Source organism: Pelomonas sp. SE-A7, assembly GCF_030345705.1.
Taxonomy (GTDB): Bacteria; Pseudomonadota; Gammaproteobacteria; order Burkholderiales; family Burkholderiaceae_C; genus JAUASW01.
The window spans coordinates 1994514-2018968 of sequence record NZ_JAUASW010000001.1; the positions used below are offsets into that span (position 1 = coordinate 1994514).

Here is a 24455-nt window from a genome sequence, read left to right on the forward strand (position 1 = left end):
GCGTATCCAGCGGTCATCACAAGCAGGAGATTGGCCATGCGATTGAACGTCAACGGCAGGCTTCACGAGCTCGACGTCGAGCCCGAGATGCCCCTGCTCTGGGTGCTGCGCGACGAGCTCGCCATCACCGGCCCCAAGTACGGCTGCGGCATCGCCATGTGCGGCGCCTGCACGGTCCATGTCGATGGCGTGGCGGTGCGCTCCTGCTCGCTGCCGGTCGGCCAGGTCCGGGGCGCCGTGACCACCATTGAAGGCCTGGGCAGCCCCGCGGCCCTGCATGCGGTGCAGGCTGCCTGGGTCGAGCACCAGGTGGCGCAATGTGGCTACTGTCAGTCGGGCCAGATCATGGCAGCGGCCGCCCTGCTGGCCACCAAGCCCGCGCCCAGCGATGAGGACATCGACGCCGCGATGTCGGGCAATCTGTGCCGCTGCGGCACCTACCCGCGCATCCGCGAAGCAGTGAAGACCGCCGCCAAGGCCTTGGGCGGAGCTGCGAAATGAGCGGCGGCAGCAGCAAGCTGGGCACGATCGCACGCCGGACCTTTCTGGTCGGCTCGGTCGCCATCGCCGGTGGCGTGGCCTTCGGAACCTACCTGGTGCGCCGCACGCCGGCCAACCCGTTGCTGGACGGCCGGGCCGAGGGCGAAACCGTCTTCAACCCCTGGGTGAAGATAGACGCCAAGGGCATCACCCTGATCGCGCCTCACACCGACCTCGGCCAGGGCGCGCGCTCGGTACAGGCCGCGCTGATCGCCGAAGAGCTGGACCTGGGCTGGGGCCAGTTCACGGTCGATCCCGGCCCGCCGGCCGCGGCCTACTACAACACTGCGCTGGCCGGCGAGCAGGTGCCCTTCATGTCAACCGACACCAGCGCCACGGCCGAGGCCTTGCGCTCGACCATGGGCGCGCTGTTCAAGGTCCTGGGCCTGCAGCTGACCGGCGGCTCCAGCACCGTGCCGGACAGCTTCGACAAGTTGCGCAGGGCCGGCGCCGTAGCCCGCGAGACGCTCAAGCGCGCCGCCGCCAAGCAAAGCGGCGTGCCGCTGGACCAGCTGAAGACGGAGCAAGGCGCCGTCGTGCTGCCCGACGGCCGGCGCATCGCCTACACCGCCCTGGCCCGCGAGGCAGCTGCCATCGAGCCGGTGCAGGAGGTGGTGCTGCGCGATCCCTCGCAGTGGCGGCTGATAGGCAAGCCCATGCAGAGGCTGGACGTGGTGGCCAAGTCCACCGGCACCCAGACCTATGGCATAGACCTGCGCATGGAAGGCCTGCTGCACGCCACGGTCAAGGTCAATCCGCGCCAGGGCGGCGCCCTGCTGGGCTACGACGCCAAGGTGGCCGCGGCCATGCGCGGCGTGAAGAAGATCGTGCCGGTGACGAACGGCGTGGCCGTGATCGCCGACAACACCTGGCGTGCCTTCCAGGCCGCCAATGCGCTGAACATCCAATGGGGCCCGGCGCCCTACCCGGCCGAACAGGCCGAGCACTGGCGCGCCGTGGCCGAGTCCTTCGTGCCCGAGCGGCTGGACAAGCAGTGGCGCAACGACGGCAACATCGAAACCGCGCTGGACGACAAGTCCCTCAGCGCCGAATACAAGGCGCCTTACCTGGCCCATGCGCCGCTGGAGCCGCTCTCGGCCGTGGTCAAGGTGACGGCCGAACGGGTCGATGTCTGGGTCAGCAGCCAGGTGCCGCGCTTCGCGCAGGAAAAGGTCGCCAAGATCTGCGGCGTCGCGGTCGAGCGGGTGCATCTGCACAACCAGGTCTGCGGCGGCAGCTTCGGCCACCGGCTGGAGTTCGAGAACATCACGCTGGCCGCCGAGGTGGCCAAGCAGATGCCTGGCGTGCCCATCAAGCTGACTTTCAGCCGCGAGGAAGACTTCGCCCACGACTTCCCGCGGCAGATCACCATGAGCCGCGCGCGCGGCAGCGTCAAGGACGGCAAGGTCGAGGCGCTGTCGCTGGACATCGCCTCGGTCTCGTCCAGCAGCTCGCAGATGAAGCGCCTGGGCCAGCCCATGCCGGGGCCCGATGGCCAGATCCCGGCCGGCGCCTGGAACCTGCCCTATGCGCTGCCGCATTTCCGCCTGCGGGCCTACCGCGTGCCCGAGCTGGCGCCAACCAGCTCCTGGCGCTCGGTCGGGGCCTCGTCGGCCGGCTTCTTCGCCGATGGCTTCCTGGACGAGCTGATCCACGCCGCCGGTGCCGACCCGCTGCTGGAGCGGCTGCGCCTGGCCAGCGATCCGGTGGCGCGCAAGGTGCTCGAAGCCGTGGGCGAGATGTCGGGCTGGAAAGGCGCCAGGCTGGGCGAGGGGCGTGGCCGCGGCGTGGCCTTCGTCGAGTCCTTCGGCGTGCCCTGCGCCCAGGTGGTGGAGGTGCACAACACGCCGCAGGGCCTGCGCATCGCCAAGGTCTGGGTAGCGCTGGACGTGGGAAAGGTGGTGGACCCGGTCAACTTCGACAACCAGGTCAAGGGCGCCGTGGTCTGGGGCCTGGGCCATGCGATGAACTGCGAGATCACCTATGCCGACGGCCAGGCGCAGCAGACCAACTTCCATGCCTATCCCGGCATGCGGCTGAACCAGTGCCCGGAGATCGTGGTGCGGGGGCTGGAGCATGGCGCCAAGCTGCGCGGCGCCGGCGAACCGCCGGTGCCACCGGCGGCACCGGCCCTGGCCAATGCGATCTTCGCGGCCACCGGCCAGCGGCTGCGCGAGATGCCGTTCAGCAAGCAGCTCAGCTTCGCCTAGGCGCCAGCCGCACAAGCCTTGGACCGGCGGCGCAGCCGGCCCCAGGGCCTGTCATAGACTGGCCGCCGCTCACGACCCGGAGATCCCGCCCATGCTGCTCAAGCGCTTCCTGCTGCCTCTAGCCCTGAGCCTTTTCGGCCTGGCCGGGCTGTCCGGCTGCGCCAGCAACAAGCCCTATGTGGTGCCGGCGCCGGCCATCGTCTCCATGCAGAGCTGGGGCGGCACGCCGATCCAGGACCCCGGCCCGCCGCAGACCCTCACCCACATCACCCTGCACCACCAGGGCGAGACCTGGAACCCGGCGCGCGACCCGGCCGAGTACCTGCCCAAGCTGCAGACCTGGTCGCGCCAGACCAAGCGCTGGGCCGACATTCCCTACCACTACGTGATCGCGCCGGACGGCCGCATCTATGCGGCCCGGCCCGAGGGCGTTGCCGGCGACACCAACACCGAATACGACCCGCGCGGCCATCTGCTGATCATGCTGCTGGGCAATTTCGAGGAAGTGGAACCGACCCGCGAGGCCCTGGCCGCCACGGCCGAGCTGATGGCCTGGTCGGCCCAGCGGCTGGGCCTGGGCGTGGATGCGATTGCCACACACAAGGACCACAGCAAGCAGACCGTCTGCCCGGGCAGGAACCTTTATCGCCATGTCCAGAGCGGCTGGTTGAAGCGCGCGGTGCAGGCCAGAATGGCGGGAGAAATCCTTCCGCCACCATGAGACGTCGCAACGCCCTTTCTGCCATCGCCCTGGCGCCCCATTGGGTCGGCGCCCAGCCAGGCTTGATGCGCTCGTCCACCCTGCTGGAGCAGGATCCGGCCACCACGGTGGCCGAGCGGGTCATGCGCGAGGCCTACCGCCGGCTGGGCCTGGAGCTGCAGGTGCAGGCCATGCCGGGCGAGCGCTCCTTGATCAGCGCCAACAGCGGCGAGACCGACGCCGAGCTGTACCGCAGGGCCGGTATCGACCGGCTCTACCCCCAGCTGCTGCAGGTGCCGGTGCCGCTGCTGACCTATGAGATCGTCGTCTTCACCAAGAGCAGGCCCTTCGCCATCGAGGGCTGGGAGAGCCTGCGGCCCTACAGGCTGGGCTATGTGAAGGGCATCAAGATCGTCGAGGAGATGACGGCCGGCATGAAGCAGGAGCCGGTGGCGACGATGCAGCAGGCCTTCGTCAAGCTGGACCTGGGCCGGACCGACCTGGTGCTGGCCAACCGCGCCTCGGGCCTGGCGGCCCTGCACGGACTGCCCATCAACGGCGTGCGCGTGCTGTCACCGCCGCTGGCCACTTTCCCGGTCTTCCATTACCTGAACAAGCGCCATGAAGCCCTGCTGCCGCGGCTGACCGCCACGCTGCGCGAGATGGAGCGCGAGCGCTTCATCCGGCAGGTGCAGGAGGAGGAACTGGCGCGCTATGCCGAGGCCGTGACCCGCTGATGCGGCACGGCCCGTCGGCGGGCCTCAGTGCAGCAGGGGACCCTCGCCGCTGAGCTGCCGGTCCAGCCATTCGGCCGCGGCCTGCTCGGTGGTCATCGCCTGGCCGCCGTCGCGCATCGCCGCCTCGCGCAGGTCCTCGATCTGCTGCAGCTGGCGCAGCATGCGGGTCATGGCGACGATCTCGGTATCGAGGAAACCGGCGCCCACGTCGTAGCCACCTTCGCGGTCGTTGGGCCGGCACCAGGCCACCTCGGCCTCGGCCTTCAGCGGCGGCTCGACATAGGGAATGCTGATCAGGAGCTGCCGGCCCGGCAGCACCGGCTGGTCCACATGCAGCGACAGGCCGCCGACGCTGATGTCCTGCAGCTGGCCCGGCGTGTCAGGGTCCAGCAGCGAGTCATAGCCGGACTCCTCGACCTCGATGGGCATGTCGAACTCATGGCGGAAGAACTTGCGCATGGGTGTCTCCTGGATCAGCAAGGCCAGCGGCGAGCATACGCCCAGGCGCTCAGGGCTTGCCGGAGCGCTTTCGCAACTCGGTCACGGGCAGGGTGATCATGCGGCCGAGCGGCTTGCCGTCGCGGTAGGCGATCACCCTCAGCAGCGCCGCGTCCTTGGGCACGGCGAGCGGCGCCGCATAGCGGGGATAGAACTCGTCCGGGAAGGAGCCGTCGAAGCTGTAGTACAGACTCAAGCCGTCTATTTCCGGAGTCATCTCGACCCGCAGGCCGCCCACCGCCGTCTCGCTGGTCTTGATGATGGGGTCGTAGAGGCTGGTCGAGTACTTCAGCCTGGCCTCGTCGAAGCGCTGGAAGTGGGCCTCGACGCGGGGCACGAAGCCGGCCCAGTCGCGCTTGTCCTTCGGGCTCCACAATGCCTCGGCCACGGCAAAGGCGCGGGGCCAGGTCATGTATTGGGCATGGCGCGTGTTGTAGACCTGCTCGGTCCAGAGATTGGCCTGGCCGCCCTTGACCAACTTCGCATCGACCCCCTCCGGCAGCGGCTCGAACTGGTAGGTCTTGCTCAGGCGCACCGAGGCATAGACCGGTGGTTCGAAACCGGCATCGCCCTGCATCAGGTCGATGTAGACAAAATCCCGCGGCGTCATCACCACCTCATGGCCCAGGCGCGCCGCGTCTATGCCACCCTGCTGGCCGCGCCAGCTCATCACGGCCGCGCCGGGCACCAGGCCGCCCTGCAGGATCTCGTCCCAGCCGATCATCTTCTTGCCGTGCGCCGTGATGAGCTTGTGCAGGCGGGCGACGAAATAGGCCTGCACCTCGTCCAGGTTCCTGAGCTGCTCGCGTGCCATCAAGGCCTGGATCGCCTCGCTCTTCTCCCAGAAATTGCGGGCCGTCTCGTCGCCCCCCATGTGCAGGTAGTCGAACGGAAACAGCCGGGCCAGCTCGCCGAACACCTGGTCGGCGAACTCGTAGACCTGCTCCTTGGCCGGGCACAAGGTGTTGTCAACCAGGCCGTAGTAGCGGCCGCCCGGCGGCCAGACCAGCAGCTGCTCGCCGCTGTTGACCGCATAGCTGCCGGGCGTGCAACTGAGCTCGGGATAGGCGGCCAGCGCCGCCAGGCTGTGGCCCGGCATGTCGATCTCGGGCAGCACGTCGATGTGCCTGGCCTTGGCATAGGCCACGATCTCGCGCACCTGCTCCTGCGTGTAGAAGCCGCCGTAGTCGCGCGGCTCTTCGGCGGTGGGCGCCGAGAAGCGGCCGAAGTTGCCGGTCTTGCCCACGCGCCAGGCGCCGACCTCGGTCAGCCGCGGCAGGCTCTTGATCTCGATGCGCCAGCCCTGGTCGTCGGTCAGGTGCCAGTGCAGCAGATTGAACTTGTAGCGGGCCATCTGGTCGATGAAGGCCTTGACCTCGGCCACGCTGAAGAAATGGCGCGAGACGTCCAGCATCAGGCCGCGCCAGCCAAAGCGCGGATGGTCCTTGATCACGACGGCCGGCATGGCCCAGCGGACCTGCTTGGAGACCGCCTCACGCTCGACTTCCTTGGGCAGCAGTTGCAAGAGCGTCTGCACACCCCGGAAGGCACCGGCCGGCGTGGCCCCGGCCAGCACCACGCCCTGTCGATTGACCTTGAGCTGATAGCCCTCGGGCGGCAGGCCGCTACCGGACTGGAGGCTCACCAGGATGCGATTGGCGGCCACCGACTTGGGCTGGCCCTTGTCGACCGGCAGCTTGAAGCCGGTGGCGCGACGCAGCCGCTGGGCCAGGCCCTCGGCGACCTCGTCAAGCTCCGGCGCGGCGACCGCAATGCGGGTCGCCGCATTGATGCGGAACTCGCCCGCCTGGCGCTCCATCGAGACCGGCACCGGAATCAGCGCAGGCAGGGGCAACTCAGCGGCCAGCGCCGCACTACCTGCCCACAAGAGCAGGCAACTCATCCATTTCATCTTGATCACTCCACGGCAGCGTCCAGGCGTTGCAGCAGTTGGGCCGCCACCGCGACGGCAATCACCTCGGGCTGCTTGCCGGCGATGCCTGGCAATCCTATCGGGCTGGTGACCTGGGCCAGTTCAGCGGCCGTGAAGCCGCGCGCCTCCAGCCGCTGGCGGAAGCTGGCCCATTTGCTCTTGCTGCCTATCAGGCCTATGAAAGGCAGGTCGCCTCGCTGGCGCTGGCGCGCCAGGCAGGCGGCCACCAGCTCCAGGTCCTCGGCATGGTTGAAGCTCATGATCAAGACCAGGCTGCCCGGCGCCAGGTCGGCCACGGCGCGCTGCACCGGGTCCGAATGCTCGGCCCTCACCTGCTCGGGCAGGTCGGCCGGAAAGATTTCGTCGCGGCTGTCCACCCACAGCAGGTCCAGCGGCAGCCGGGCCAGCAGCTCGACGATGGCCCGGCCCACATGGCCGCCGCCGAACAAGGCCACGGAGCCCAGCGGCGCCGGCGCCAGCCGCTCGCGCAAGGCAGGGATCTGGTCGGCCGACAGCAGCTCGTAGCGCAGCCAGACCACGCCACCGCAGCATTGGCCCAGGCTGGGGCCCAAGGGATAGCGCTTGACCGGCTCGTCTATGCGGCCCAGGGCCAGCAGGGCGCGGGCCTGGGCGATGCCATCGAACTCCAGCCGGCCGCCGCCCACGGTACCGGCGCACAGGCCAGCGGCCGTGACCGCCATCCAGGCCCCGACCTCGCGCGGGCCGCTGCCTTGCACCTCGTGCACCGTCACCAGCACCACCGCTTCGCGGGCCAGGGTCAGGGCCAGTTGCTGCCAGTCGCGCATGGTGAATGGATCAGGCAAGGAACTCAGCTGCCCCGGTAGGTCGAATAGCTCCAGGGGCTCGCCAGCAGGGGCACGTGGTAATGCGCCGAAGCATCGGCGATGCCGAAGTCCAGCGGCACTTCATCCAGGAAAGCCGGCTCGGGCAGGGCCTCGCCGCGGGCGCGGAAGTAGGCACCCAGCTCGAAGACCAGGCGGTAGCGGCCGGGCTTGAGCGTTTCGCCTTCCAGCAGCGGGCCGTCGGCGCGGCCATCGGCATTCAGGCGCAGCGCCTTGATCAGCGTGCCGTCGGCGCCGAGCAGGCGCACGGCCATGCCGGCGGCGGGGCAGCCGTTGGCGGTGTCGAGCACATGGGTGGTGAGCTTGCCCATCGGTGAATCGTCCTGCTGGATTGGATGCCAAAGTGTATACACTCCGGCACACCATGGCCGACGAAATCACGACCGCCACCGATCGCATCGCCGCGTCCATCGCCCAGGCCATCGTCGAGCGGCGCCTGATGCCCGGCACGCGCTTGGCCGAGCAGAAGCTGGCCGAGATCTACGGCGTCTCACGCACCCTGGTGCGCCAGGCCCTGAACCAGCTGAGCCGCGACCGCCTGGTGACGCTGACGCCCTCGCGCGGCGCCTGCGTGGCCGAGCCCAGCGTGGAGGAAGCGCGCCAGGTCTTCGAGCTGCGCCAGATGCTGGAGAGCAGCCTGCTCACGCAGCTCTGCGGCACGATCACGCCGGCCCAGGTCCGCCTCTTGCGCAACCACCTGAAGCAGGAGCGCGAGGCGATACGCCGCAGCGACGTGCCGGGCCGCACCCGGCTGCTGGCCGACTTCCATGTGCTGCTGGCGCGGCTGCATGGCAACGAGGTGCTGGCCGAGCTGCTCTCGGACCTGCTGTCGCGCTGCTCGCTGATCGCCCTGATGTACCAGAGCAGCCATTCGGCCGCCGAGTCGCAGGCCGAGCACGAGGCCATCGTCGATGCGCTGGAGGCGCGCGACCGCCGCGCGCTGCTGAAGCTGCTCGACGCCCACCTCGGCAATGTCGAGGCCAACCTGAAACTGGAGCCGCGGGCGTCCGACCTGGCCGCCGCGCTGAAAGCCGCATGACTGAGACCCACCGCTATCCGCGCGACCTGGTCGGCTACGGCCGCAATCCGCCGCATCCGCAATGGCCGGGCCAGGCTAGAGTCGCCCTGCAGTTCGTCCTCAACTACGAGGAAGGCGGCGAAAACTCGGTGCTGCACGGCGATGCCGGCAGCGAGCAGTTCCTGTCCGAGATGTTCAACCCGGCCGCCTACCCGGCCCGGCACCTGAGCATGGAAGGCATCTACGAATACGGCTCGCGGGTCGGCGTCTGGCGGCTGCTGCGCGAGTTCGAGCAGCGCGGCCTGCCGCTGACCGTGTTCGGTGTCTCGATGGCGCTGGAGCGGCATCCGGAGCTGACCCAGGCCTTCGTCGAGCTGGGCCACGAGATCGCCTGCCATGGCTGGCGCTGGATCCACTACCAGGGCATGGCCGAAAGCGAGGAGCGCGAGCATCTGCAGCGCGGCATCGAGATCATCCGGAAGCTGACCGGCGAGAAGCCACTGGGCTGGTACACCGGCCGCGACAGCCCCAACACCCGCCGCCTGGTGGCCGACCAGGGTGGCTTCGAATACGACAGCGACTACTACGGCGACGATCTGCCCTTCTGGCTGCAGGTCAGGAAGAGCGACGGCCAGCTCGCGCCCCATCTGGTCGTGCCCTACACGCTGGACTGCAACGACATGCGCTTCGCCCTGCCCCAGGGCTTCAGCCATGGCGACGAGTTCTTCGACTACCTGCGCGACAGCTTCGATGTGCTCTACGCCGAAGGCGCCGAGGCGCCCAAGATGATGAGCATAGGCATGCATTGCCGGCTGCTGGGCCGGCCGGGGCGGATGAAGTCGCTGCAGCGTTTCCTGGACCATGTGCAGAAGCATGAGCGGGTCTGGATCTGCCGCCGCATCGACATCGCCCGGCATTGGAAGCAGGTCCATCCCTTCGACGCCAGCAAGGCCTTCATATGGGAGTGAGCCTTGACCAGCTCAACGCCGCCGCGCGCGAAGAGTTCGTCGCCCTGCTGGACGGCACCTACGAGCATTCGCCCTGGATCGCCGAGCGGGCCCATGCGGCGCGGCCGTTCCGCACGCTGGCCGCGCTGAAGGCGGCGCTGGCGCAAGTGGTGCACGAGGCCACGGTCGATGAGCAGCTGGGCCTGATACGCGCCCACCCCGAGCTGGCCGGCAAGGCCATGGTGGCGAAGTCGCTGACCGCCGAATCGACGAACGAGCAGAGCAAGGCCGGCCTCACGGCCTGCACGCCCGAGGAATTCGAACGACTGCAGCAGCTCAACCGCGACTACAACGCGCGCTTCGGCTGGCCCTTCATCCTGGCGGTGCGCGGCCCGCGGGGCACGGGCCTTACACGCGAGCAGATCATCGGGACCTTCGCCCGCCGGCTCGAGGGCGCGGCCGAATTCGAGCGGGCCGAGTGCCTGCGCAATATCCACCGCATCGCCGAGATCCGTTTGAACGACAAGTTCGGCATCTCGCCCTCGCTGGGAGATCAGGTCTGGGACTGGGCCGAGCAGCTGGCAGTCCATTCCGACCCCGGCTTCAAGGAGCAGGGCCAGCTGACCGTCACCTACCTGACCGAGGCCCACCGCGCCTGCGCCGCCCAGCTGCGGCAATGGATGCTGGAGGACTGCGGCTTCGACGAGGTCAGCATCGATGCGGTCGGCAATGTCGTGGGCGTCTATCACGGTGAAGACCGCACGGCCCCGCGCCTCTTGACCGGCTCGCACTACGACACGGTGCGCAACGGCGGCAAGTACGACGGCCGCCTCGGCATCCTGGTGCCCATGGCCTGCGTGCGCGAGCTGCATCGCACCGGCCGTCGCCTGCCCTACGGCTTCGAGGTCGTCGGCTTTGCCGAGGAGGAAGGCCAGCGCTACAAGGCCACCTTCCTGGGCTCCAGTGCGCTGACCGGGCATTTCGACGCCGACTGGCTGACCCAGCGCGATGCCGAGGGCATCACGATGCGCGAAGCCATGGTCGCCGCCGGCCTGCCGGCCACGCTGGAAGCCATCGAGCCGCTGCGCCGCGAGCCGGCGCGCTACCGCGGCTTCGTCGAGCTGCACATCGAGCAAGGCCCGGTGCTGGATGCCCGCGACCTGCCGCTGGGCATAGTCACGTCGATCAACGGCAGCGTGCGCTACCTGGGCGAGGTGCGCGGCACGGCCGCCCATGCCGGCACCACGCCGATGGGCAGCCGCCGCGATGCCGCCGCCGCCGTGGCCGAGCTGGTGCTGGCGGTAGAGCGGCTCGCTGGCGAACGCCAGCAGGTAGTCGGGACCGTGGGCATCGTCGAGGTGCCGGCCGGCTCGATCAACGTGATCCCCGGCCGCTGCCGCTTCAGCCTGGACCTGCGCGCAACCAGCGACGCGGCTCGCGACGAGCTCGATGCCGCGGTGCGTGCCGAGCTCGCAGCGATCTGCAGCCGACGCGGGCTGAGCTCCCAGCTGGACCGCACCATGATCGCCGCCGCCGCGCCCAGCGACCCGGCCCTGCAGGCGCGCTGGGAAGCGGCGGTCCAGGCCCAGGGCCTGCCGCTGTTCCGCCTGCCCTCGGGCGCCGGCCATGACGCGATGAAGCTGCACGAGCTCATGCCGCAAGCCATGCTCTTCGTCCGCGGCGGCAACGAGGGCATCAGCCACAACCCGCTGGAATCCATCACGGCCGACGACGCCCAGCTCTGCGTCGAGACCTTTCTTCATCTGCTGGAACAAGCATGAACGACGAGCAAAAGCTGGACGCCTGGATCGACGCCCATTTCGACGAGCAGGTGCGCTTCCTGCAGGAACTGGTGCGCGTGCCCACCGACACGCCGCCGGGCAACAACGCGCCCCATGCCGAGCGAACGGCCGAGCTGCTCCAGGCTTTCGGATACCAGGCCGAAAAGCATGCTGTGCCGGCCGACCAGGTCCAGGCCTATGGCCTGCAGTCGCTGACCAATCTGATCGTGCGTCGGCGCTTCTCCGAATCGGGTCCGACGATTGCGCTCAATGCCCATGGCGACGTGGTGCCGCCCGGCGAGGGTTGGACCCATGGCCCCTACAGCGGCGACATCGAGGACGGCAAGCTCTACGGCCGCGCCGCCGCCGTCAGCAAGAGCGACTTCGCCAGCTACACATTTGCGCTGCGCGCGCTGGAATCGCTGGGCGCGCCGCTGAAAGGCGGTGTCGAACTGCACTTCACCTACGACGAGGAATTCGGCGGCGAGCTGGGCCCGGGCTGGCTGCTGGCGCAAGGTTTGACCCAACCCGACCTGCTGATCGCGGCCGGCTTCAGCTACCAGGTGGTCACGGCCCACAACGGCTGCCTGCAGATGGAGGTGACGGTGCACGGCAAGATGGCCCATGCCGCCATTCCCGACACCGGCGTCGATGCGCTGCAGGGCGCGGTCGCCATCCTGAACGCGCTGTACGCGCAGAACATCGAGTACCGCAAGACCACAAGCCAGGTGGCGGGCATCAAGCATCCCTACCTGAACGTGGGCCGCATCGAAGGCGGCACCAACACGAACGTGGTGCCGGGCAAGGTGGTCTTGAAGCTGGACCGCCGCATGATTCCCGAGGAAGACCCGGTGGCGGTCGAGGCCGGGGTTCGGCGCGTCATCGAGCAGGCGGCCGCTGGCTGCCCAGGCATCACGGTGGAGATCAAGCGCTTGCTGCTGGCCCGTTCGCTGCAGCCGCTGGCCGGCAATGCCGCCCTGGTCGCCGCCCTGCGGAAGCAGGGCGAGGCGGTGTTCGGCGAGCCCATCCCCACCTCGGGCACGCCGCTCTACACGGATGTGCGGCTCTATGGCGAGCGCGGCATCCCGGCCGCCATCTACGGCGCCGGGCCGCGCACCGTGCTGGAGAGCAACGCCAAGCGGGCCGACGAACACCTGGTGCTGGAGGACCTGCGTCGGGCCACCAAGGTCGTCGCAAGGACGCTACGCGAGCTGCTGATTCAGGCCTGATCCCGGGGCGGTCCTGGTGTCCAATGCCCCGATGGCCCAGCCCCCCGAATCACCGGCGCGTCGCTGCCTGCTGCTCGGCGCCGCGTCGTTGAGCCTGCTCCCCGCGCGTTCGCTGGCATTGGCGGCGCCGTTGCAGTTGCTGAGCTATTACGACTACCCACCCTTCCAGGTGGCGCCGGGCCAGGGCCTCAGCCAGGACCTGGCGCAGTGGCTGGAACGCGAGGGCCTGGTCCGTCCGCAGCTGGAGGTGCTGCCGCGGCGACGCGTTGATGCGATCACCGGCAAGGCCGGCTGGCAGGGCCTGGTGCCCTGGGTGGCGCCCAGCTGGTTTCCCAACAAGTCCGCCGAGCGGCCCTTCGTCTGGAGCGAGCCGCTGATGGACGACGAGGACCTGGTCCTCAGCCGTCGCGCCCACCCCATCGTCTTCGAGGGCGTGGAATCGCTGCGCGGCCTGACCCTGGGCGGCGTGTTCGGCCATGTCTACCGCGATGCCGACCCGATGGTCCTGCGCGGCGAGCTGACCCGGCTGGATTCGTTCACCCAGGAAGCCAATCTGCGCATGCTGCAACTGGGCCGTGTCGATGCGATCTTCCTGTCGCGCAGCGGCCTGGGCTGGTGGAAGCGCCGCCTGCCGGAGTTCGATGCCCTCTTCATCGTCGCGGCCCGGCCGCGGATGCGCTACCAGCGCCACCTGATGATCTCGGCCCAGCTGCCGACTTCCTTGCGCGCCGCCCTGCTGGATGCGGTCGTGCGGCTGCGCGCCTCGGCCGATTGGCGCGAGATGCTGGAGCGCTACGAGGTCCATGTGGCCGAGCCGGCCTGCTGCAAGCCGGCCCCGGCCGTGCTCGCCGGCATCCGGCCCTAGAATCCCGCCCCGTGCAAACCCTGAGCCGCTCCACGATGCTGCGCTGGATGGTCGTGATGACCTTCTGGCTGGGCGCGGTGGTGCCTGCTTTCGGCATGGCATGGGCGGCCCAGCAAGGCGAGCTGGCGCCCTGGACCCAGCTCTGCCGCTCCAGCCTGGTCTCGCCGCGTGCCGAGGTCACGAGCTTCAGCCAGGGCGGTCAGGACGATCAGGCTAGCCACGCGATGTTCAAGCATTGCGCCTGGTGCGCCCTGCATCAGCAAGACCTGGCGGCCCCGCCCCCCCTGGCCGTGCCGGCTTTCCAGCCGCTGCCTGGCTTGCGCTTCGGCCTGCCGGAGCGCTTCTTCAGCGCCGAGCTGACGGCCCATGCCTGGCGCCCCGCAGCCGCGCGGGCACCTCCGGCTTCGATCTGACCCCGCCCCCGCGGCGGCCGCCTGCTCCTGCAGCGGCGGCCGCGCCGTCACGATCAAATCCGGAATCGACTTCCCATGCCCACGAAGAATTTCAAGGCGAGCGCCCTGTCGTTTGCCGCCCTGCTCTGCCTGCTGTCCACCGCCCAGGCCTGCGATGAATGCAGCGAAGCCGAGGACGACACGCCGCCGGCCAAGGCCGAAGCCAGCGCCCCCCGGCGCAACCAGCTGGGCCTGGTCCAGGTCCAGGGTGCCGCCCCGACCTCGCTGCCCACCCACATCCCGACCACGCTGGAAGGCATCAAGCGCGCCGACATCGAGCGCTCGATCAACGCCACCGACGCCGAGGATGCGCTGAAGTACCTGCCCAGCCTGCTGGTGCGCAAGCGCTACATAGGCGACTACAACCATGCCGTGCTGTCCACCCGCGCCTCGGGCACCGGCAACAGCGCCCGCTCGCTGGTGTTCGCCGACGGCATCCAGCTGTCCAATCTGCTGGGCAACGGCGCGACCTTCACCCCCCGCTGGGGCCTGGTCACGCCGGAGGAGATCGAGCGGGTCGACGTGCTCTACGGCCCGTTCTCGGCCGCCTATTCCGGCAACGCCGTGGGCGCGGTGGTTGACTACCAGACCCGCATGCCCAAGGCCTTCGAGGCCCATGTGAGGTTGAACCTGGCCAAGCAGCCCAATGACCTCTACGGCAAGAAGCGCGACTTCGACGTGCAACAGCTCAGCGCCTCGATAGGCGACCGCAGCGGCGCTCTGAGCTGGTGGCTCAACGTCAACCAGCTGCACAGCATCGGCCAGCCGCTGACCTTCCCGACCAAGCTGGTCAGCGCGGGCGCCGCGCCCGGCAGCGGCGCGATCAGCGTCACCGGCGCCGTGCTGGACAAGAACCGCAGCAATGTGCCCTGGTACCTCATCGGCACCGGCACCGAGTACGACACCACGCAGAACCACGCCAAGCTCAAGCTGGCCTACGACATCAGCTCCAGCCTGCGCGCCAGCTATGTGCTGGGCACCTGGGGCAATGCGTCCGACGGCAGCTCGCGCAGCTATCTCCGCGACGGGTCCGGCAATGTGGTCGACAACCGCTACGGCGGCGATGTCAGCCAGGCCGTGCTGATCGACGGCAAGCGCTACACGCTTGCGGCCTCGGACTTCACGCGCAGCCGCGACGATCTGGGCCACAGCATGCAGGCCCTGAGCCTGAAGAGTCGCACGGGCGGTGCCTTCGACTACGAATTGGCCGCCAGCACCTACGACTACGGCACCGACCTCTCTCGCGCCTATGCGCCCACGACCAAGGCCCAGGCCGAGGCCGGCCGCATCACCGACCAGAACGGCACCGGCTGGACCACGCTCTCGGCCAAGGGCGTCTACCGGCTGGACCAGCACAGCCTCGACTTCGGCCTGTCTCAGGAGAACTACGAGCTCAGCACGCTGGTCAACGCCACCAATGACTGGCGCAACGGCGGCGTGGCCGCCTTCACCTCGCGCTTCGGTGGCAAGACTTCGACCGACGCGCTGTTCGTTCAGGACGCCATCCAGCTCGGTCGTGACTGGCAGAGCGTGCTGGGCCTGCGCGCCGAGCATTGGACTGCCCGTGACGGCCTCACCGAGAGCGCCTACACCGGCACGGCCGACCGCGGTGTCTGCAGCATTTCGACCCAGCGTTGCGCCCTGGTGCATCCGGAGCGCAGCGCGAACTACCTCAGCCCCAAGGCGGCCCTCTCGCATCAGCTGAGCGAAGACTGGGTGATCAAGGCCAGCACCGGCCGCGCGATCCGCTTCCCCACGGTCAGCGAGCTCTACCAGGGCGGCGTCAACGCGGCAGGCCAGGCGATCAACAACAACCCGGAGCTGAAGCCCGAGCGCAGCTGGACCAGCGAGCTGTCGGCCGAATGGGCGCAAGGCGCCGGCGCCAAGGCCAGCTCGCTGCGCGTGACCCTGTTCCGCGAGGACAGCCGCGACGCGCTGTACTCGCAGCTCAACGTGGCGAGCAATGCCAACACGGTGCAGAACGTCCGCCAGATCCGCACCCACGGTGTCGAGGTCTCGTACAACACGGCAGGCGGTTGGACCGAGCAGCTACTCAAGGGCCTGTCCCTGCTGGGCAGCGTGACCTTCGCCGACTCCAGGATCCTGGCCAACGACGGCTACGTGGCCCTGCCCGGCGACACCCTCGGCAAGCAGCAGCCGCGCGTGCCGCGCTGGCGCGCCACCTTGCTGGCCAGCTGGCAAGCATTGCCGGACCTGGCCCTCAGCCTGGGCGCCCGCTACAGCGGCCCGCAGTTCAGCACGCTGGACAACAGCGACCCGAACGGCTTCGCCTACCAGGCCGCCAGCAAGTACTTCACCACCGATCTGCGCGCCCAGTGGAAGCTGAACAAGCAGTTCATGCTGTCGGCCGGGGTGGACAACCTGAACAACTACCAGTTCTGGAACTTCCACCCCTATCCGCAGCGGACCTGGCACGCGGAAATCCGCTTCGACCTGTGAGGCCTCCGATGAAACAACGCCCATGGATGACGGCGCTGCTGCTGGCCGGCAGCGCCCAGGCCCATGTCACGCTGGAGCAGCGCGAAGCCGAGGCCGGCACACCCTACAAGGCGGTGCTGCGCGTGGGCCACGGCTGCGACGGCTCGGCCACGCGCAAGCTGACCGTGCTGCTGCCCGAGGGCTTCAAGGGCGCCAAGCCCATGCCCAAGGCCGGCTGGACGCTCAGCCTGCGCATGGCCCGGCTCAAGGAACCCTACGAGAGTCACGGCAAGTCCGTCACCGAAGGCCTGGCCGAGGTCAGCTGGACCGCCAACACCGAAGCCGACTGGCTGCAGGACGCCTGGTACGACGAATTCGTCGTTCGCGGCACCCTGCCCGGCCAGCCCGGCCCGCTGTGGTTCAAGGTCCGGCAGGACTGCGTGCAAGGGGCCTGGGACTGGTCCGAGCTGCCTGCCGAGGGCATGTCGACCAGCGGCCTCAAGGCGCCGGCCGTGCTGCTGCGCGTGACGCCGCGAGTGCCGCGCTGAGCCGCCGAGGCGCCGGATTCAGCGCATGGGGACGGCACCGGCGCCGGGCCAGTCGGTGCTGCCTATGCGCTTGAGCCGCATCTCGTAGTTCTTGATCGGCTCGCGGCCGGAGATCAGGACTTCACCGGTCTCGACCCAGGAGTCGCCTTCGATAACGGCCGTGTAGCGGATCGTCACCGCGCCGGCCGGGATGCTCCAGATGAATCCGTTGGCGGTGACGGACAGCGGGAAGTTGCCCGAGCGGCCCAGCGCATTGGACTGCAGCGTGTAGGCCTTGGTGGCCGGGTCATAGCTGATCACGCCCAGGGCATTGAAGCCGATCCGGCCGTCGGCCTCGTAGCCGCGGCCTTCTATCACCTTGACGCTGCCGTCGAGGAAGGAACCGACGCGCTCGGTCTGGACCAGGTCCTGGCGGCTGCCGTCGCGCAACAGGGTCCAGGCCGAGCCGCGCCAGGCGCCGTCCAGCTTGGCCAGTGGAAGCATCGCCTCGCGCTGTGCCCGGATCTGCGCCTGCGGGTCATGGGCGGGTTGGGCCTGCGCGGTCAGGCAGAGAGCCGCCAGCAGCAGGCTCGGAATCAAGGTCTTCATGGCAATGCTCCGGGTTGAGGAGCCGCCATTGTTGGCCGGCCCGCCGGGCAGGCACCGCCGGCTCCGACGGATGGCGAGCCGCGTTCGCCAATCGCAAGCCGGTGCGACGGCCGGTCTTCGTTCCCCCGTGCCTTTGGTCATGCCCGCCAAGTCTGGGCAAAATGGCGCGCCCTCGGGGATTGCGCCCCGGGGATGCAGCAGCAGCATCGCCCCCGTTCGAGGAGACAACCCGCATGAACAGCAAGAGCACCCTGGCAGCCCTGGGCCTGATCGCCCTGGCCGCCGGCGCCGCGGCCCAAGGCCTGGTCTACCCGACCACGCGCAAGGCCGACCAGCAAGACGTCTACCACGGTCAGCGCGTCGCCGACCCCTACCGCTGGCTGGAAGACGACAACAGCGCCGAGACCGCCGCCTGGGTCAAGGCCCAGAACGCCGTCACCGACAAATTCCTGTCGGACATGCCCCAGCGCCTGCCGACCCGCAAGCTCTACACCGATCTCTACAACTTCGAGAAGTTCGGCATCCCCTTCAAGGAAGGCGGCCGCTACTTCTGGACCCGCAACGACGGCCTGCAGCAGCAGAGCGTCTTCTATACGGCTGCCTCGCTGAGCGACAAGCCCACGGTGGCCCTGGACCCCAACACCCTGTCCAAGGACGGCACGGTGGCGCTGTCGGGCTTCATCCCCTCGCCGGACGGCAAGCTGATCGCCTACGGCATCGCCGAGTCGGGCTCGGACTGGCAGCGCTGGAAGGTCCGCAACCTGGCCACCGGCCAGGACATGACGGACGAGGTCCGCTGGGTCAAGTTCTCCAGCGCCGCCTGGACGCCGGACGGCAAGGGCTTCTTCTACTCGCGCTACGACGAACCCAAGGCCGGTGCCGCCCTGACCGGCGCCAACTACTTCCACAAGCTCTACTACCACCGCCTGGGCACCGAGCAGTCGGCCGACCAGCTGGTGTTCGAGAACAAGGACGACAAGCAATGGGGCTTCGGCGCCGAGGTCAGCGATGACGGCAGCCTGGTCTACATAGCCATCTGGAAGGGCGCCGGCAGCAAGAACGGCCTGGCCGTGCTGCCGCTGAACAAGGGCAGCTTCGTGGCCGGCACCAAGGTGCAGGTGATCACGCAGGACTTCGACGCCCTGTACTCGGCGGTCGGCAACGAGGGCAGCACCCTCTTCGTCAAGACCGACCAGGGCGCCTCGCGCGGCCGCCTGATCGCCATCGACCTGAAGAAGCCGGCCCGCAGCGCCTGGAAGACCCTGGTGGCCGAGACTTCGGACACCATGACCAGCGCCCATGCCGTGGGCGGCCGCTTCCTGATCGGCTACCTGCGCGACGCCTCGACCCTGGTCAAGGTCCATGCCAAGGACGGCAAGTTCGTCCGCGACGTGCAGCTGCCCGGCGTCGGCAGCGGCGCCGGTTTCAGCGGCAAGTGGACCGATTCCGAGACCTTCTTCAGCTACACCAGCCTGACCACGCCCTCGGAAGTCTGGCGCTACGACGTGGCCACCGGCCAGGCCACGGTGTTCCAGAAGCCCAAGACCCCGTTCGAGGCCGAGCAGTTCGAGACCCGCCGCGAATTCGTCACCAGCAAGGACGGCACCAAGCTGCCGATCTTCATCGCCCACAAGAAGGGCCTGAAGCTGGACGGCACGAACCCGACCCTGCTGTACGGCTACGGCGGCTTCAACGTGCCCATGACCCCGACCTACGGCGTCACCGCCGCCACCTGGATGAAGATGGGCGGCGTCTACGTGATCGCCTCGCTGCGCGGTGGCAACGAGTACGGCGAGTCCTGGCACGAGGCCGGCACCAAGCTGAAGAAGCAGAACGTGTTCGACGACTTCATCGCCAGCGCCGAATGGCTGATCGCCAACAAGTACACCCAGCCTTCCAAGCTGGCGGTGAACGGCGGCAGCAATGGCGGCCTGCTGGTCGGTGCGGTGGTCAACCAGCGCCCCGAGCTGTTCGGCGCGGCCGTGCCGCAGGTGGGCGTGATGGACATGCTGCGCTTCCACAAGTTCACCATCGGCTGGGCCTGGGTCACCGACTACGGTTCGAGCGAGGACGCCGAGCAGTTCAAGGCCCTGCTGGCCTATTCGCCGCTGCACACGGTCAAGGGCATGCGCAACTACCCGGCCGTCATGGTCACCACCGGCGACCACGATGACCGCGTCGTGCCGGCGCACAGCTTCAAGTACGCGGCCGCGCTGCAGGCCGCCGATACCGGCGCCGCGCCCAAGATCATCCGCATCGAGACCGCGGCCGGCCATGGCGCCGGCAAGCCCACCTCGAAGATCATCGAGGAGCGCGCCGACATGCTGGCCTTCTTCGCCAACACCTTCAAGATGGACACGAAGCAGTGAGCCCCTCGCCCGGGCTCGCCACGCTGAACGCGGGCGAGCCCGGTCGGTCCCCCGAGGGGACGGCGGCGCTTGCGGCCCTGAGCCGCAAGCACTGCCCAAGGCGGGCCGGCTTGGGGCGGCCCGGCGCTCAGCCCGCAATGCAAAGATAAGGCGGGCTTTCTCGCAACGGTTTATTGAACCGGAATCCGGGCCATCAAGAAAAGCTGGACAGAGCGGCGTTCTTCGCCGCTTTGTCGTTTCCGGACGCGGCGAAGATAGCTGCCATGCGATCCAAACACACCGTCAGCCCCGCCTGCCACCACCGGCAAGCCTGCTCCTCCCGGAGCGGGTGCGAGGGCGACAGTCCCCCGCTTCGCACACCCTGACACCAAGCAGTTCCACAGCGCCCAGGCTGCAGACTCCGCCAGGAGGCCTGCCCGGCCCTGCGCTGCCGCGCGTCCACGCCGCGGCCCCATGCCGGTGAGTCGACCACCGGCGTCCTAGGGCGGCGTCCACGCTTCTTCAGGCGGGCCTCGAAAGAGGTCCGCCTTCTTTGCTTGCTGGCTTTCGCTACCCCCAATCCAGGCGATGGGCCAGGGATTCACCTGTCAGGGCGGCTTGACCGGCCTGCCGATAATCCGGCCACTTTCATATCCATAGAGGAAGGTCGCCGCGGCCGCAGCCCAGCCGCAGTGGCGTTCCTGACCGCATCCCATGCGACTCCCCAATCTGCTGGCCACCAGCCGCGGCCGCCTGGCGGCTTTCTTCCTGCTGTACGTGACCGAGGGCATTCCGCTGGGCTTCGCAGCCACGGCCGTGGCCTCGCAGCTGCGCCGCCAGGGTGTGGGCCCGGCCGAGATCGGCGCCTTCGTGGCCTCGTTCTACCTGCCCTGGGCCTTCAAGTGGGCCTTCGGCCCCTTCATCGACGTGTTCCGCTCCAAGATGCTGGGCCACCGCCGCGGCTGGATCCTGGGCACGCAGATCATGATGGCAGCCACGCTGCTGGTGCTGGTGATGGTGCCGCTGCCGGCCGGCCTGGGCCTGTTCACCGCCATCCTGCTGATACACAACAGCTTCGGCGCCATGCAGGACGTGGCCATCGACGCCCTGGCCTGCAACACCTTGAAGGAAGACGAGCGCGGCCTCGCCAACGGCCTGATGTTTGGCGGCGCGGCCGTGGGCCAGGCCATAGGCAGCAGCGGCGTGCTGTTCCTGGCCAGTTGGGTCGGCTTCCAGCCCACCTTCATCTTCGTGGCCGGCTGCATCCTGGCGGTCACCGGCTTCGTGGTCCTGCCCATGAAGGAAGCGCTGGCCGAGGGCGCCGACCGCGCGATGGGCGGCCTGAGCGGCGCCATCGCCGAGATGAAGAAGTTCTCGGTCGATGCCTTCCGTTCCTTCGTCGGCAGCCGCGGCGCCTTATCGGGCGTGTTCTTCGCCCTGCTGCCGGCCGGCGCCATGTCGCTGGGCCTGGCCCTGCAGACCAACCTGGCGGTCGAGCTGGGCATGAGCGACGACGAGGTGGGCACGCTGACCGGCGTCACCCTGATCCTGTCAGCAGCCTGCATGGTGCTGGGCGGCCTGGTCTCGGACAAGCTGGGCCGTCGCCCCACGCTGTTCGTCTACACCTTGGGCATGAGTCCGCCGGTGCTGTACCTGATGTGGAAGCTGCAGCAGCACGGCTATGTGATGCCGCGCGAGGTGGGCGGGCCGGCCAATCCCGAGCTGATCACGGCGCTGTGGATCGCCTCCGTTTGGTACAACGCCTTCCAGGGCCTGATGTACGGCACCCGCGCCGCCATCTACATGGACGTGACCAATCCCAAGGTCGCCGCCACCCAGTTCACCGCCTACATGGCCATGCAGAACCTGGCGATCTCCATCGCCGCCAGCTGGCAGGGCATTGCGGTCGAGGCCTGGGGCTATCCGACCACCCTGCTGGTGGACGCCATCACCGGTGCGATGGGCCTGCTGCTGCTGCCGGCCCTGAAGCGGTCCACCGTGGTCAGCGACGCGCTGGCCGTGGGCCGGGCCCGCAAATCGGCCGTGGTGCTGGGCGTCTGCTGCCTGCTCTGGATTCCCTACTGGGCCAACCACGACCTGCTGGGCAAGGCCCAGCCCATAGTCGGCACCTTCTTCACCCTGGTCTTCGTGGCCTCGGCCCTGTTCCTGCTGGCCGGCCGCGAAGTGCTGGGCGCCACCGCCGGCGTCTGGCGCCGCGCCGCGCTCTGGACCGCACCGCTGATGCTGGCCATGCATGCCCGCTATCACATGGACAAGATGGGTGGCTTCCGACCGGTGGCCGATGTGCTGATCTATGCGATCCCGCTGCTCGGCGGCATCGTGCTGCTGGCCCTGGCCACGCGCAGCTGGCAGGCGCTGGACGAGATGGCTGCGGCCGATGGTCCGCAGCCCGCACCACAAGGTGCAGACTGAACCCTGAGCCTCAGGCCGCGCAGAGCAGTTCCTGCAAGGCCTGTTCGCGGATGCCGTAGAAGGCCTTGATCGCCTCGATCTGGGCCAGCAGTTCCTGGCGGCGCGCGGCCGGCAGCGGCTGGGCGCGCTTGACGGCCAGGATCATCTTGTTCTTGCTGGTGTGCTCCAGCGCCACGAACTCGAACACCTGGCAGTCGTAGCCCTCGCTCTCCAGCAGCAGGGCGCGCAGCGAGTCGGTCACCATCTCGGCCTCCTGGCCCAGGTGGATGCCATGCTGCAGCATCGGCCTGAGCATGGCCGGCATCTGCATCTGCGGCCGCAATTGCTTGTGGCAGCAGGGCGAGCACATGATGATCTGCGCCCCGGCGCGCAGGCCCAGGTGGATCGCATAGTCGGTGGCGATGTCGCAGGCATGCAGGGCAATCATCACGTCCAGCCGCGCCGGCGTGTAGGAGCGCACGTCGCCCTGGTCGAACACCAGGCCGGTCAGGCCATGCTTGTCGGCCGCGCCGCGGCACAGGGCCACCATGTCGTCGCGCAGCTCCACGCCCACCACGCGGGCATCCTTGCCCTGGCGGCTCAGCCAGTCGTGCATGGCAAAGGTCAGATAGCCCTTGCCCGAGCCGAAGTCGGCCACATGGACGTCAGGGCTGGCGGCCAGCTGCGAGTTCTGGAAGGCGTTCGAGAAGATCTCGATGAAGCGGTTGATCTGCTTCCACTTGCGGGCCATGGCCGGCACCAGCTGGCGCTGGCCCTTGACCTCGTGCGTCAGCGCCAGCTCGGTCCAGAACGGGCTGTCGATTTCCAGCAGCCGCTGCTTCTCGCGGTCGTGCGACTGCTCGGCCTTGGCGGTCTCGGCCCCGGCCAGCTTGCCCACGCGCAGGCTGGGCTTGCCCTTGCGGCTGAAGGCCAGCTGCACGTCTTCCCTGTCGGTCAGCAGGTGGGCGTTCTGGAACTGCGTGCCGAGCAGGCCCAGCAGATGGCGCAACGATTCGTCGAACGGGTGGTTCTTGGTGATGTCGCGGGTCTGGTGGCGCCACAGCCAGGTCAGCTGGCGCTCGCCGCGCAGCAGCACTTCGCGCACCGTGACCCGCTCCAGCGTGGCCTCGGCCTCGCCGGTGGGCTTGCTCAGGAGCAGCTTGGCGAGCTTGCCCTCGACCCAGGCGGTCTCGACCAGGCGGGCAAATCGCTGAACCGCGTCGGGCGCGTCATGGGGCAGCAAGGAAGTGAACAGCATCGGAAGCTAGGGTCGGACCGGTTGGCGAAAGCCCCGATTTTCCGCGATGGCCCGCGGCCTAGCATGGCCGCATGAAATCTCCCGTCGCCGCCCTGCTCTGCCTCCTCAGCTTCGGCGCTGCCTCGGCGCAGACCGTCAACAGCCTGGGCATGCGCTTTGTGCGCATCCCGGCCGGCGAATTCCTGATGGGCAGCGAGGAGAGCGCCGAGTCCATGGCACGCGCCTATCCCCAGCTGCCGCGCGAGCGCTTCGAGCTGCTGAAGGACGAGGGGCCGGTCCACAAGGTCCGCATCACGCGCAGCTTCTGGTTGGGCCAGCACGAGGTCACGGTCGGACAGTTCCGCCGCTTCATCGAGGCCTCGGGCTATGTGCCCGAATCGGAAGCCGACGGCACCGGCGCCTATGGCTGGCGGCCCGACTACGACCCGGCCAAGACCCGCCGCGGCGACGCCTTCGAAGGCCGCGACAAGCGCTACTCCTGGCGCAATCCCGGCTTCGCCCAGGGCGAGGACCATCCGGTGGTCAACATCACCTGGAACGACGCCAAGGCCTTGGCCGACTGGCTCAGCAAGACCGAGGGCCGGCGCTACCGCCTGCCCACCGAGGCCGAATGGGAATACGCGGCCCGGGCCGGTACACGCAGCCGCTATCACAGCGGCGACGACCCGGCCGGCCTGCTGGCCGCCGCCAATGTGTTCGATGCCGACAGCGCCCGCCATTGGCCGCATTGGCAGGCCATGGCCCTGAAGGGCCGCGACGGCCATGTGTTCACCGCGCCGGTGGGCAGCTTCGCCGCCAACGCCTGGGGCCTGCACGACATGCACGGCAATGCCTGGGAATGGGTGTCCGACTGGCATGACGACGACTACTACAAGGTCTCGCCGGTGGACGATCCGCAGGGCCCGGCGGACGGCGGGGTCAAGGTCCGGCGCGGCGGCTCCTGGCACACTTGGGCCTTCTACGCCCGCTCCAGCTACCGCAACTGGAACGCGCCCGACACCCGCTATGTGCTGGTCGGCATGCGGTTGCTGCGCGAGACCCAGCCGGGAGAATGAATGACCTCCTGCAGGGGTCAGGCCAAGCGGACAT

At 68.7% G+C, this 24455-nt stretch carries 21 protein-coding genes; 15 read left to right on the forward strand and 6 right to left on the reverse strand.

Annotated features, from left to right (window positions below; translation table 11 throughout):
- The first annotated feature begins 36 nt into the window (after positions 1-36).
- From QT382_RS08965 to QT382_RS08980, 4 genes are all read left to right on the forward strand, one after another.
- Positions 37-501 (forward strand): (2Fe-2S)-binding protein, encoded by a 465-nt coding sequence (locus QT382_RS08965; protein WP_289253689.1) that lies wholly within the window; start codon positions 37-39, stop codon positions 499-501.
- Positions 498-2750: a xanthine dehydrogenase family protein molybdopterin-binding subunit gene (locus tag QT382_RS08970; protein WP_289253690.1), complete on the forward strand. Its 2253-nt coding sequence runs from the start codon at positions 498-500 to the stop codon at positions 2748-2750. Before QT382_RS08965 ends, QT382_RS08970 begins: the two co-directional genes overlap by 4 nt.
- Before the next feature lie 91 nt (positions 2751-2841).
- The gene (locus QT382_RS08975) at positions 2842-3471 is read left to right on the forward strand and encodes a peptidoglycan recognition protein family protein (RefSeq protein ID WP_289253691.1); all 630 of its coding nucleotides are present in this window, start codon (positions 2842-2844) and stop codon (positions 3469-3471) included.
- On the forward strand, positions 3468-4187 hold the full coding sequence (locus QT382_RS08980) for a substrate-binding periplasmic protein (RefSeq protein ID WP_289253692.1): 720 nt from the start codon (positions 3468-3470) through the stop codon (positions 4185-4187). The genes QT382_RS08975 and QT382_RS08980 overlap by 4 nt, the downstream gene beginning before the upstream one ends.
- Positions 4188-4211: 24 nt before the next feature.
- Here QT382_RS08980 and QT382_RS08985 read toward each other — a convergent pair whose 3' ends face one another.
- Genes QT382_RS08985 through uraH form a run of 4 tightly spaced genes read right to left on the reverse strand, consistent with a single transcriptional unit; the run spans position 4212 to position 7792 of the window.
- Complete coding sequence (locus tag QT382_RS08985; RefSeq protein WP_289253693.1) at positions 4212-4646, reverse strand: PilZ domain-containing protein; 435 nt, start codon at positions 4644-4646, stop codon at positions 4212-4214.
- Positions 4647-4695: 49 nt separating this feature from the next.
- The gene (locus tag QT382_RS08990) at positions 4696-6597 is read right to left on the reverse strand and encodes a beta-N-acetylhexosaminidase (RefSeq protein ID WP_289253694.1); all 1902 of its coding nucleotides are present in this window, start codon (positions 6595-6597) and stop codon (positions 4696-4698) included.
- 5 nt (positions 6598-6602) lie between these two features.
- Entirely contained in the window at positions 6603-7424 is an 822-nt protein-coding gene (gene xdhC, locus QT382_RS08995) for a xanthine dehydrogenase accessory protein XdhC (protein WP_289254714.1), read from the reverse strand.
- Between the two features lie 23 nt (positions 7425-7447).
- Positions 7448-7792 carry a hydroxyisourate hydrolase gene (gene uraH, locus QT382_RS09000; protein WP_289253695.1) on the reverse strand — a complete coding sequence of 115 codons (345 nt, stop codon included), beginning with the start codon at positions 7790-7792 and terminating at the stop codon, positions 7448-7450.
- A gap of 53 nt (positions 7793-7845) precedes the next feature.
- Between uraH and QT382_RS09005 the strand changes: the two genes are divergently transcribed.
- The 8 genes from QT382_RS09005 (at position 7846) to QT382_RS09040 (ending at position 16760) form a co-directional block, all read left to right on the forward strand.
- Positions 7846-8520, forward strand: coding sequence for a GntR family transcriptional regulator (locus tag QT382_RS09005; protein ID WP_289253696.1), 675 nt, complete (start codon positions 7846-7848; stop codon positions 8518-8520).
- Positions 8517-9467 (forward strand): allantoinase PuuE, encoded by a 951-nt coding sequence (gene puuE, locus QT382_RS09010; RefSeq protein WP_289253697.1) that lies wholly within the window; start codon positions 8517-8519, stop codon positions 9465-9467. The genes QT382_RS09005 and puuE overlap by 4 nt, the downstream gene beginning before the upstream one ends.
- Positions 9458-11227, forward strand: a complete 1770-nt coding sequence (gene uraD, locus QT382_RS09015; protein WP_289253698.1) for a 2-oxo-4-hydroxy-4-carboxy-5-ureidoimidazoline decarboxylase — start codon at positions 9458-9460, stop codon at positions 11225-11227. Before puuE ends, uraD begins: the two co-directional genes overlap by 10 nt.
- Entirely contained in the window at positions 11224-12456 is a 1233-nt protein-coding gene (locus QT382_RS09020; protein WP_289253699.1) for a M20 family metallopeptidase, read from the forward strand. Before uraD ends, QT382_RS09020 begins: the two co-directional genes overlap by 4 nt.
- 31 nt (positions 12457-12487) lie before the next feature.
- The gene (locus QT382_RS09025) at positions 12488-13321 is read left to right on the forward strand and encodes a substrate-binding periplasmic protein (protein ID WP_289253700.1); all 834 of its coding nucleotides are present in this window, start codon (positions 12488-12490) and stop codon (positions 13319-13321) included.
- Between the two features lie 11 nt (positions 13322-13332).
- Complete coding sequence (locus QT382_RS09030) at positions 13333-13734, forward strand: DUF2946 domain-containing protein (protein ID WP_289253701.1); 402 nt, start codon at positions 13333-13335, stop codon at positions 13732-13734.
- Positions 13735-13809: 75 nt separating this feature from the next.
- Positions 13810-16233 (forward strand): TonB-dependent receptor, encoded by a 2424-nt coding sequence (locus QT382_RS09035; RefSeq protein ID WP_289253702.1) that lies wholly within the window; start codon positions 13810-13812, stop codon positions 16231-16233.
- Between the two features lie 8 nt (positions 16234-16241).
- Positions 16242-16760 carry a YcnI family copper-binding membrane protein gene (locus QT382_RS09040; protein ID WP_289253703.1) on the forward strand — a complete coding sequence of 173 codons (519 nt, stop codon included), beginning with the start codon at positions 16242-16244 and terminating at the stop codon, positions 16758-16760.
- Positions 16761-16778: 18 nt separating this feature from the next.
- Here QT382_RS09040 and QT382_RS09045 read toward each other — a convergent pair whose 3' ends face one another.
- Positions 16779-17348: a DUF1579 domain-containing protein gene (locus QT382_RS09045; RefSeq protein ID WP_289253704.1), complete on the reverse strand. Its 570-nt coding sequence runs from the start codon at positions 17346-17348 to the stop codon at positions 16779-16781.
- A gap of 233 nt (positions 17349-17581) precedes the next feature.
- Between QT382_RS09045 and QT382_RS09050 the strand changes: the two genes are divergently transcribed.
- Positions 17582-19717 (forward strand): prolyl oligopeptidase family serine peptidase, encoded by a 2136-nt coding sequence (locus QT382_RS09050; protein ID WP_289253705.1) that lies wholly within the window; start codon positions 17582-17584, stop codon positions 19715-19717.
- Positions 19718-20410: 693 nt separating this feature from the next.
- Complete coding sequence (locus QT382_RS09055) at positions 20411-22129, forward strand: MFS transporter (RefSeq protein ID WP_289253706.1); 1719 nt, start codon at positions 20411-20413, stop codon at positions 22127-22129.
- Positions 22130-22139: 10 nt separating this feature from the next.
- On the opposite strand, the gene QT382_RS09060 is transcribed toward QT382_RS09055, so the two are convergent.
- Positions 22140-23366 carry a class I SAM-dependent methyltransferase gene (locus QT382_RS09060; RefSeq protein ID WP_289253707.1) on the reverse strand — a complete coding sequence of 409 codons (1227 nt, stop codon included), beginning with the start codon at positions 23364-23366 and terminating at the stop codon, positions 22140-22142.
- Positions 23367-23437: 71 nt separating this feature from the next.
- Here QT382_RS09060 and QT382_RS09065 point away from each other — a divergent pair, with 71 nt between their 5' ends.
- Entirely contained in the window at positions 23438-24421 is a 984-nt protein-coding gene (locus QT382_RS09065; protein WP_289253708.1) for a formylglycine-generating enzyme family protein, read from the forward strand.
- Positions 24422-24455 lie beyond the last annotated feature (34 nt).

Coding starts and splice junctions, on each gene's coding strand:
- QT382_RS09040 (WP_289253703.1), top strand. CDS start 16,242: ATGAAACAACGCCCATGGATGACGGCGCTGCTGCTGGCCGGCAGCGCC.
- uraH (WP_289253695.1), bottom strand. CDS start 7,792: ATGGGCAAGCTCACCACCCATGTGCTCGACACCGCCAACGGCTGCCCC.
- QT382_RS09020 (WP_289253699.1), top strand. CDS start 11,224: ATGAACGACGAGCAAAAGCTGGACGCCTGGATCGACGCCCATTTCGAC.
- QT382_RS08975 (WP_289253691.1), top strand. CDS start 2,842: ATGCTGCTCAAGCGCTTCCTGCTGCCTCTAGCCCTGAGCCTTTTCGGC.
- QT382_RS09035 (WP_289253702.1), top strand. CDS start 13,810: ATGCCCACGAAGAATTTCAAGGCGAGCGCCCTGTCGTTTGCCGCCCTG.
- QT382_RS09060 (WP_289253707.1), bottom strand. CDS start 23,366: ATGCTGTTCACTTCCTTGCTGCCCCATGACGCGCCCGACGCGGTTCAG.
- puuE (WP_289253697.1), top strand. CDS start 8,517: ATGACTGAGACCCACCGCTATCCGCGCGACCTGGTCGGCTACGGCCGC.
- QT382_RS09045 (WP_289253704.1), bottom strand. CDS start 17,348: ATGAAGACCTTGATTCCGAGCCTGCTGCTGGCGGCTCTCTGCCTGACC.
- xdhC (WP_289254714.1), bottom strand. CDS start 7,424: ATGCGCGACTGGCAGCAACTGGCCCTGACCCTGGCCCGCGAAGCGGTG.
- QT382_RS09025 (WP_289253700.1), top strand. CDS start 12,488: ATGGCCCAGCCCCCCGAATCACCGGCGCGTCGCTGCCTGCTGCTCGGC.
- uraD (WP_289253698.1), top strand. CDS start 9,458: ATGGGAGTGAGCCTTGACCAGCTCAACGCCGCCGCGCGCGAAGAGTTC.
- QT382_RS08990 (WP_289253694.1), bottom strand. CDS start 6,597: ATGAAATGGATGAGTTGCCTGCTCTTGTGGGCAGGTAGTGCGGCGCTG.
- QT382_RS09005 (WP_289253696.1), top strand. CDS start 7,846: ATGGCCGACGAAATCACGACCGCCACCGATCGCATCGCCGCGTCCATC.
- QT382_RS08970 (WP_289253690.1), top strand. CDS start 498: ATGAGCGGCGGCAGCAGCAAGCTGGGCACGATCGCACGCCGGACCTTT.
- QT382_RS09055 (WP_289253706.1), top strand. CDS start 20,411: ATGCGACTCCCCAATCTGCTGGCCACCAGCCGCGGCCGCCTGGCGGCT.
- QT382_RS09050 (WP_289253705.1), top strand. CDS start 17,582: ATGAACAGCAAGAGCACCCTGGCAGCCCTGGGCCTGATCGCCCTGGCC.
- QT382_RS08980 (WP_289253692.1), top strand. CDS start 3,468: ATGAGACGTCGCAACGCCCTTTCTGCCATCGCCCTGGCGCCCCATTGG.
- QT382_RS09065 (WP_289253708.1), top strand. CDS start 23,438: ATGAAATCTCCCGTCGCCGCCCTGCTCTGCCTCCTCAGCTTCGGCGCT.
- QT382_RS08965 (WP_289253689.1), top strand. CDS start 37: ATGCGATTGAACGTCAACGGCAGGCTTCACGAGCTCGACGTCGAGCCC.
- QT382_RS08985 (WP_289253693.1), bottom strand. CDS start 4,646: ATGCGCAAGTTCTTCCGCCATGAGTTCGACATGCCCATCGAGGTCGAG.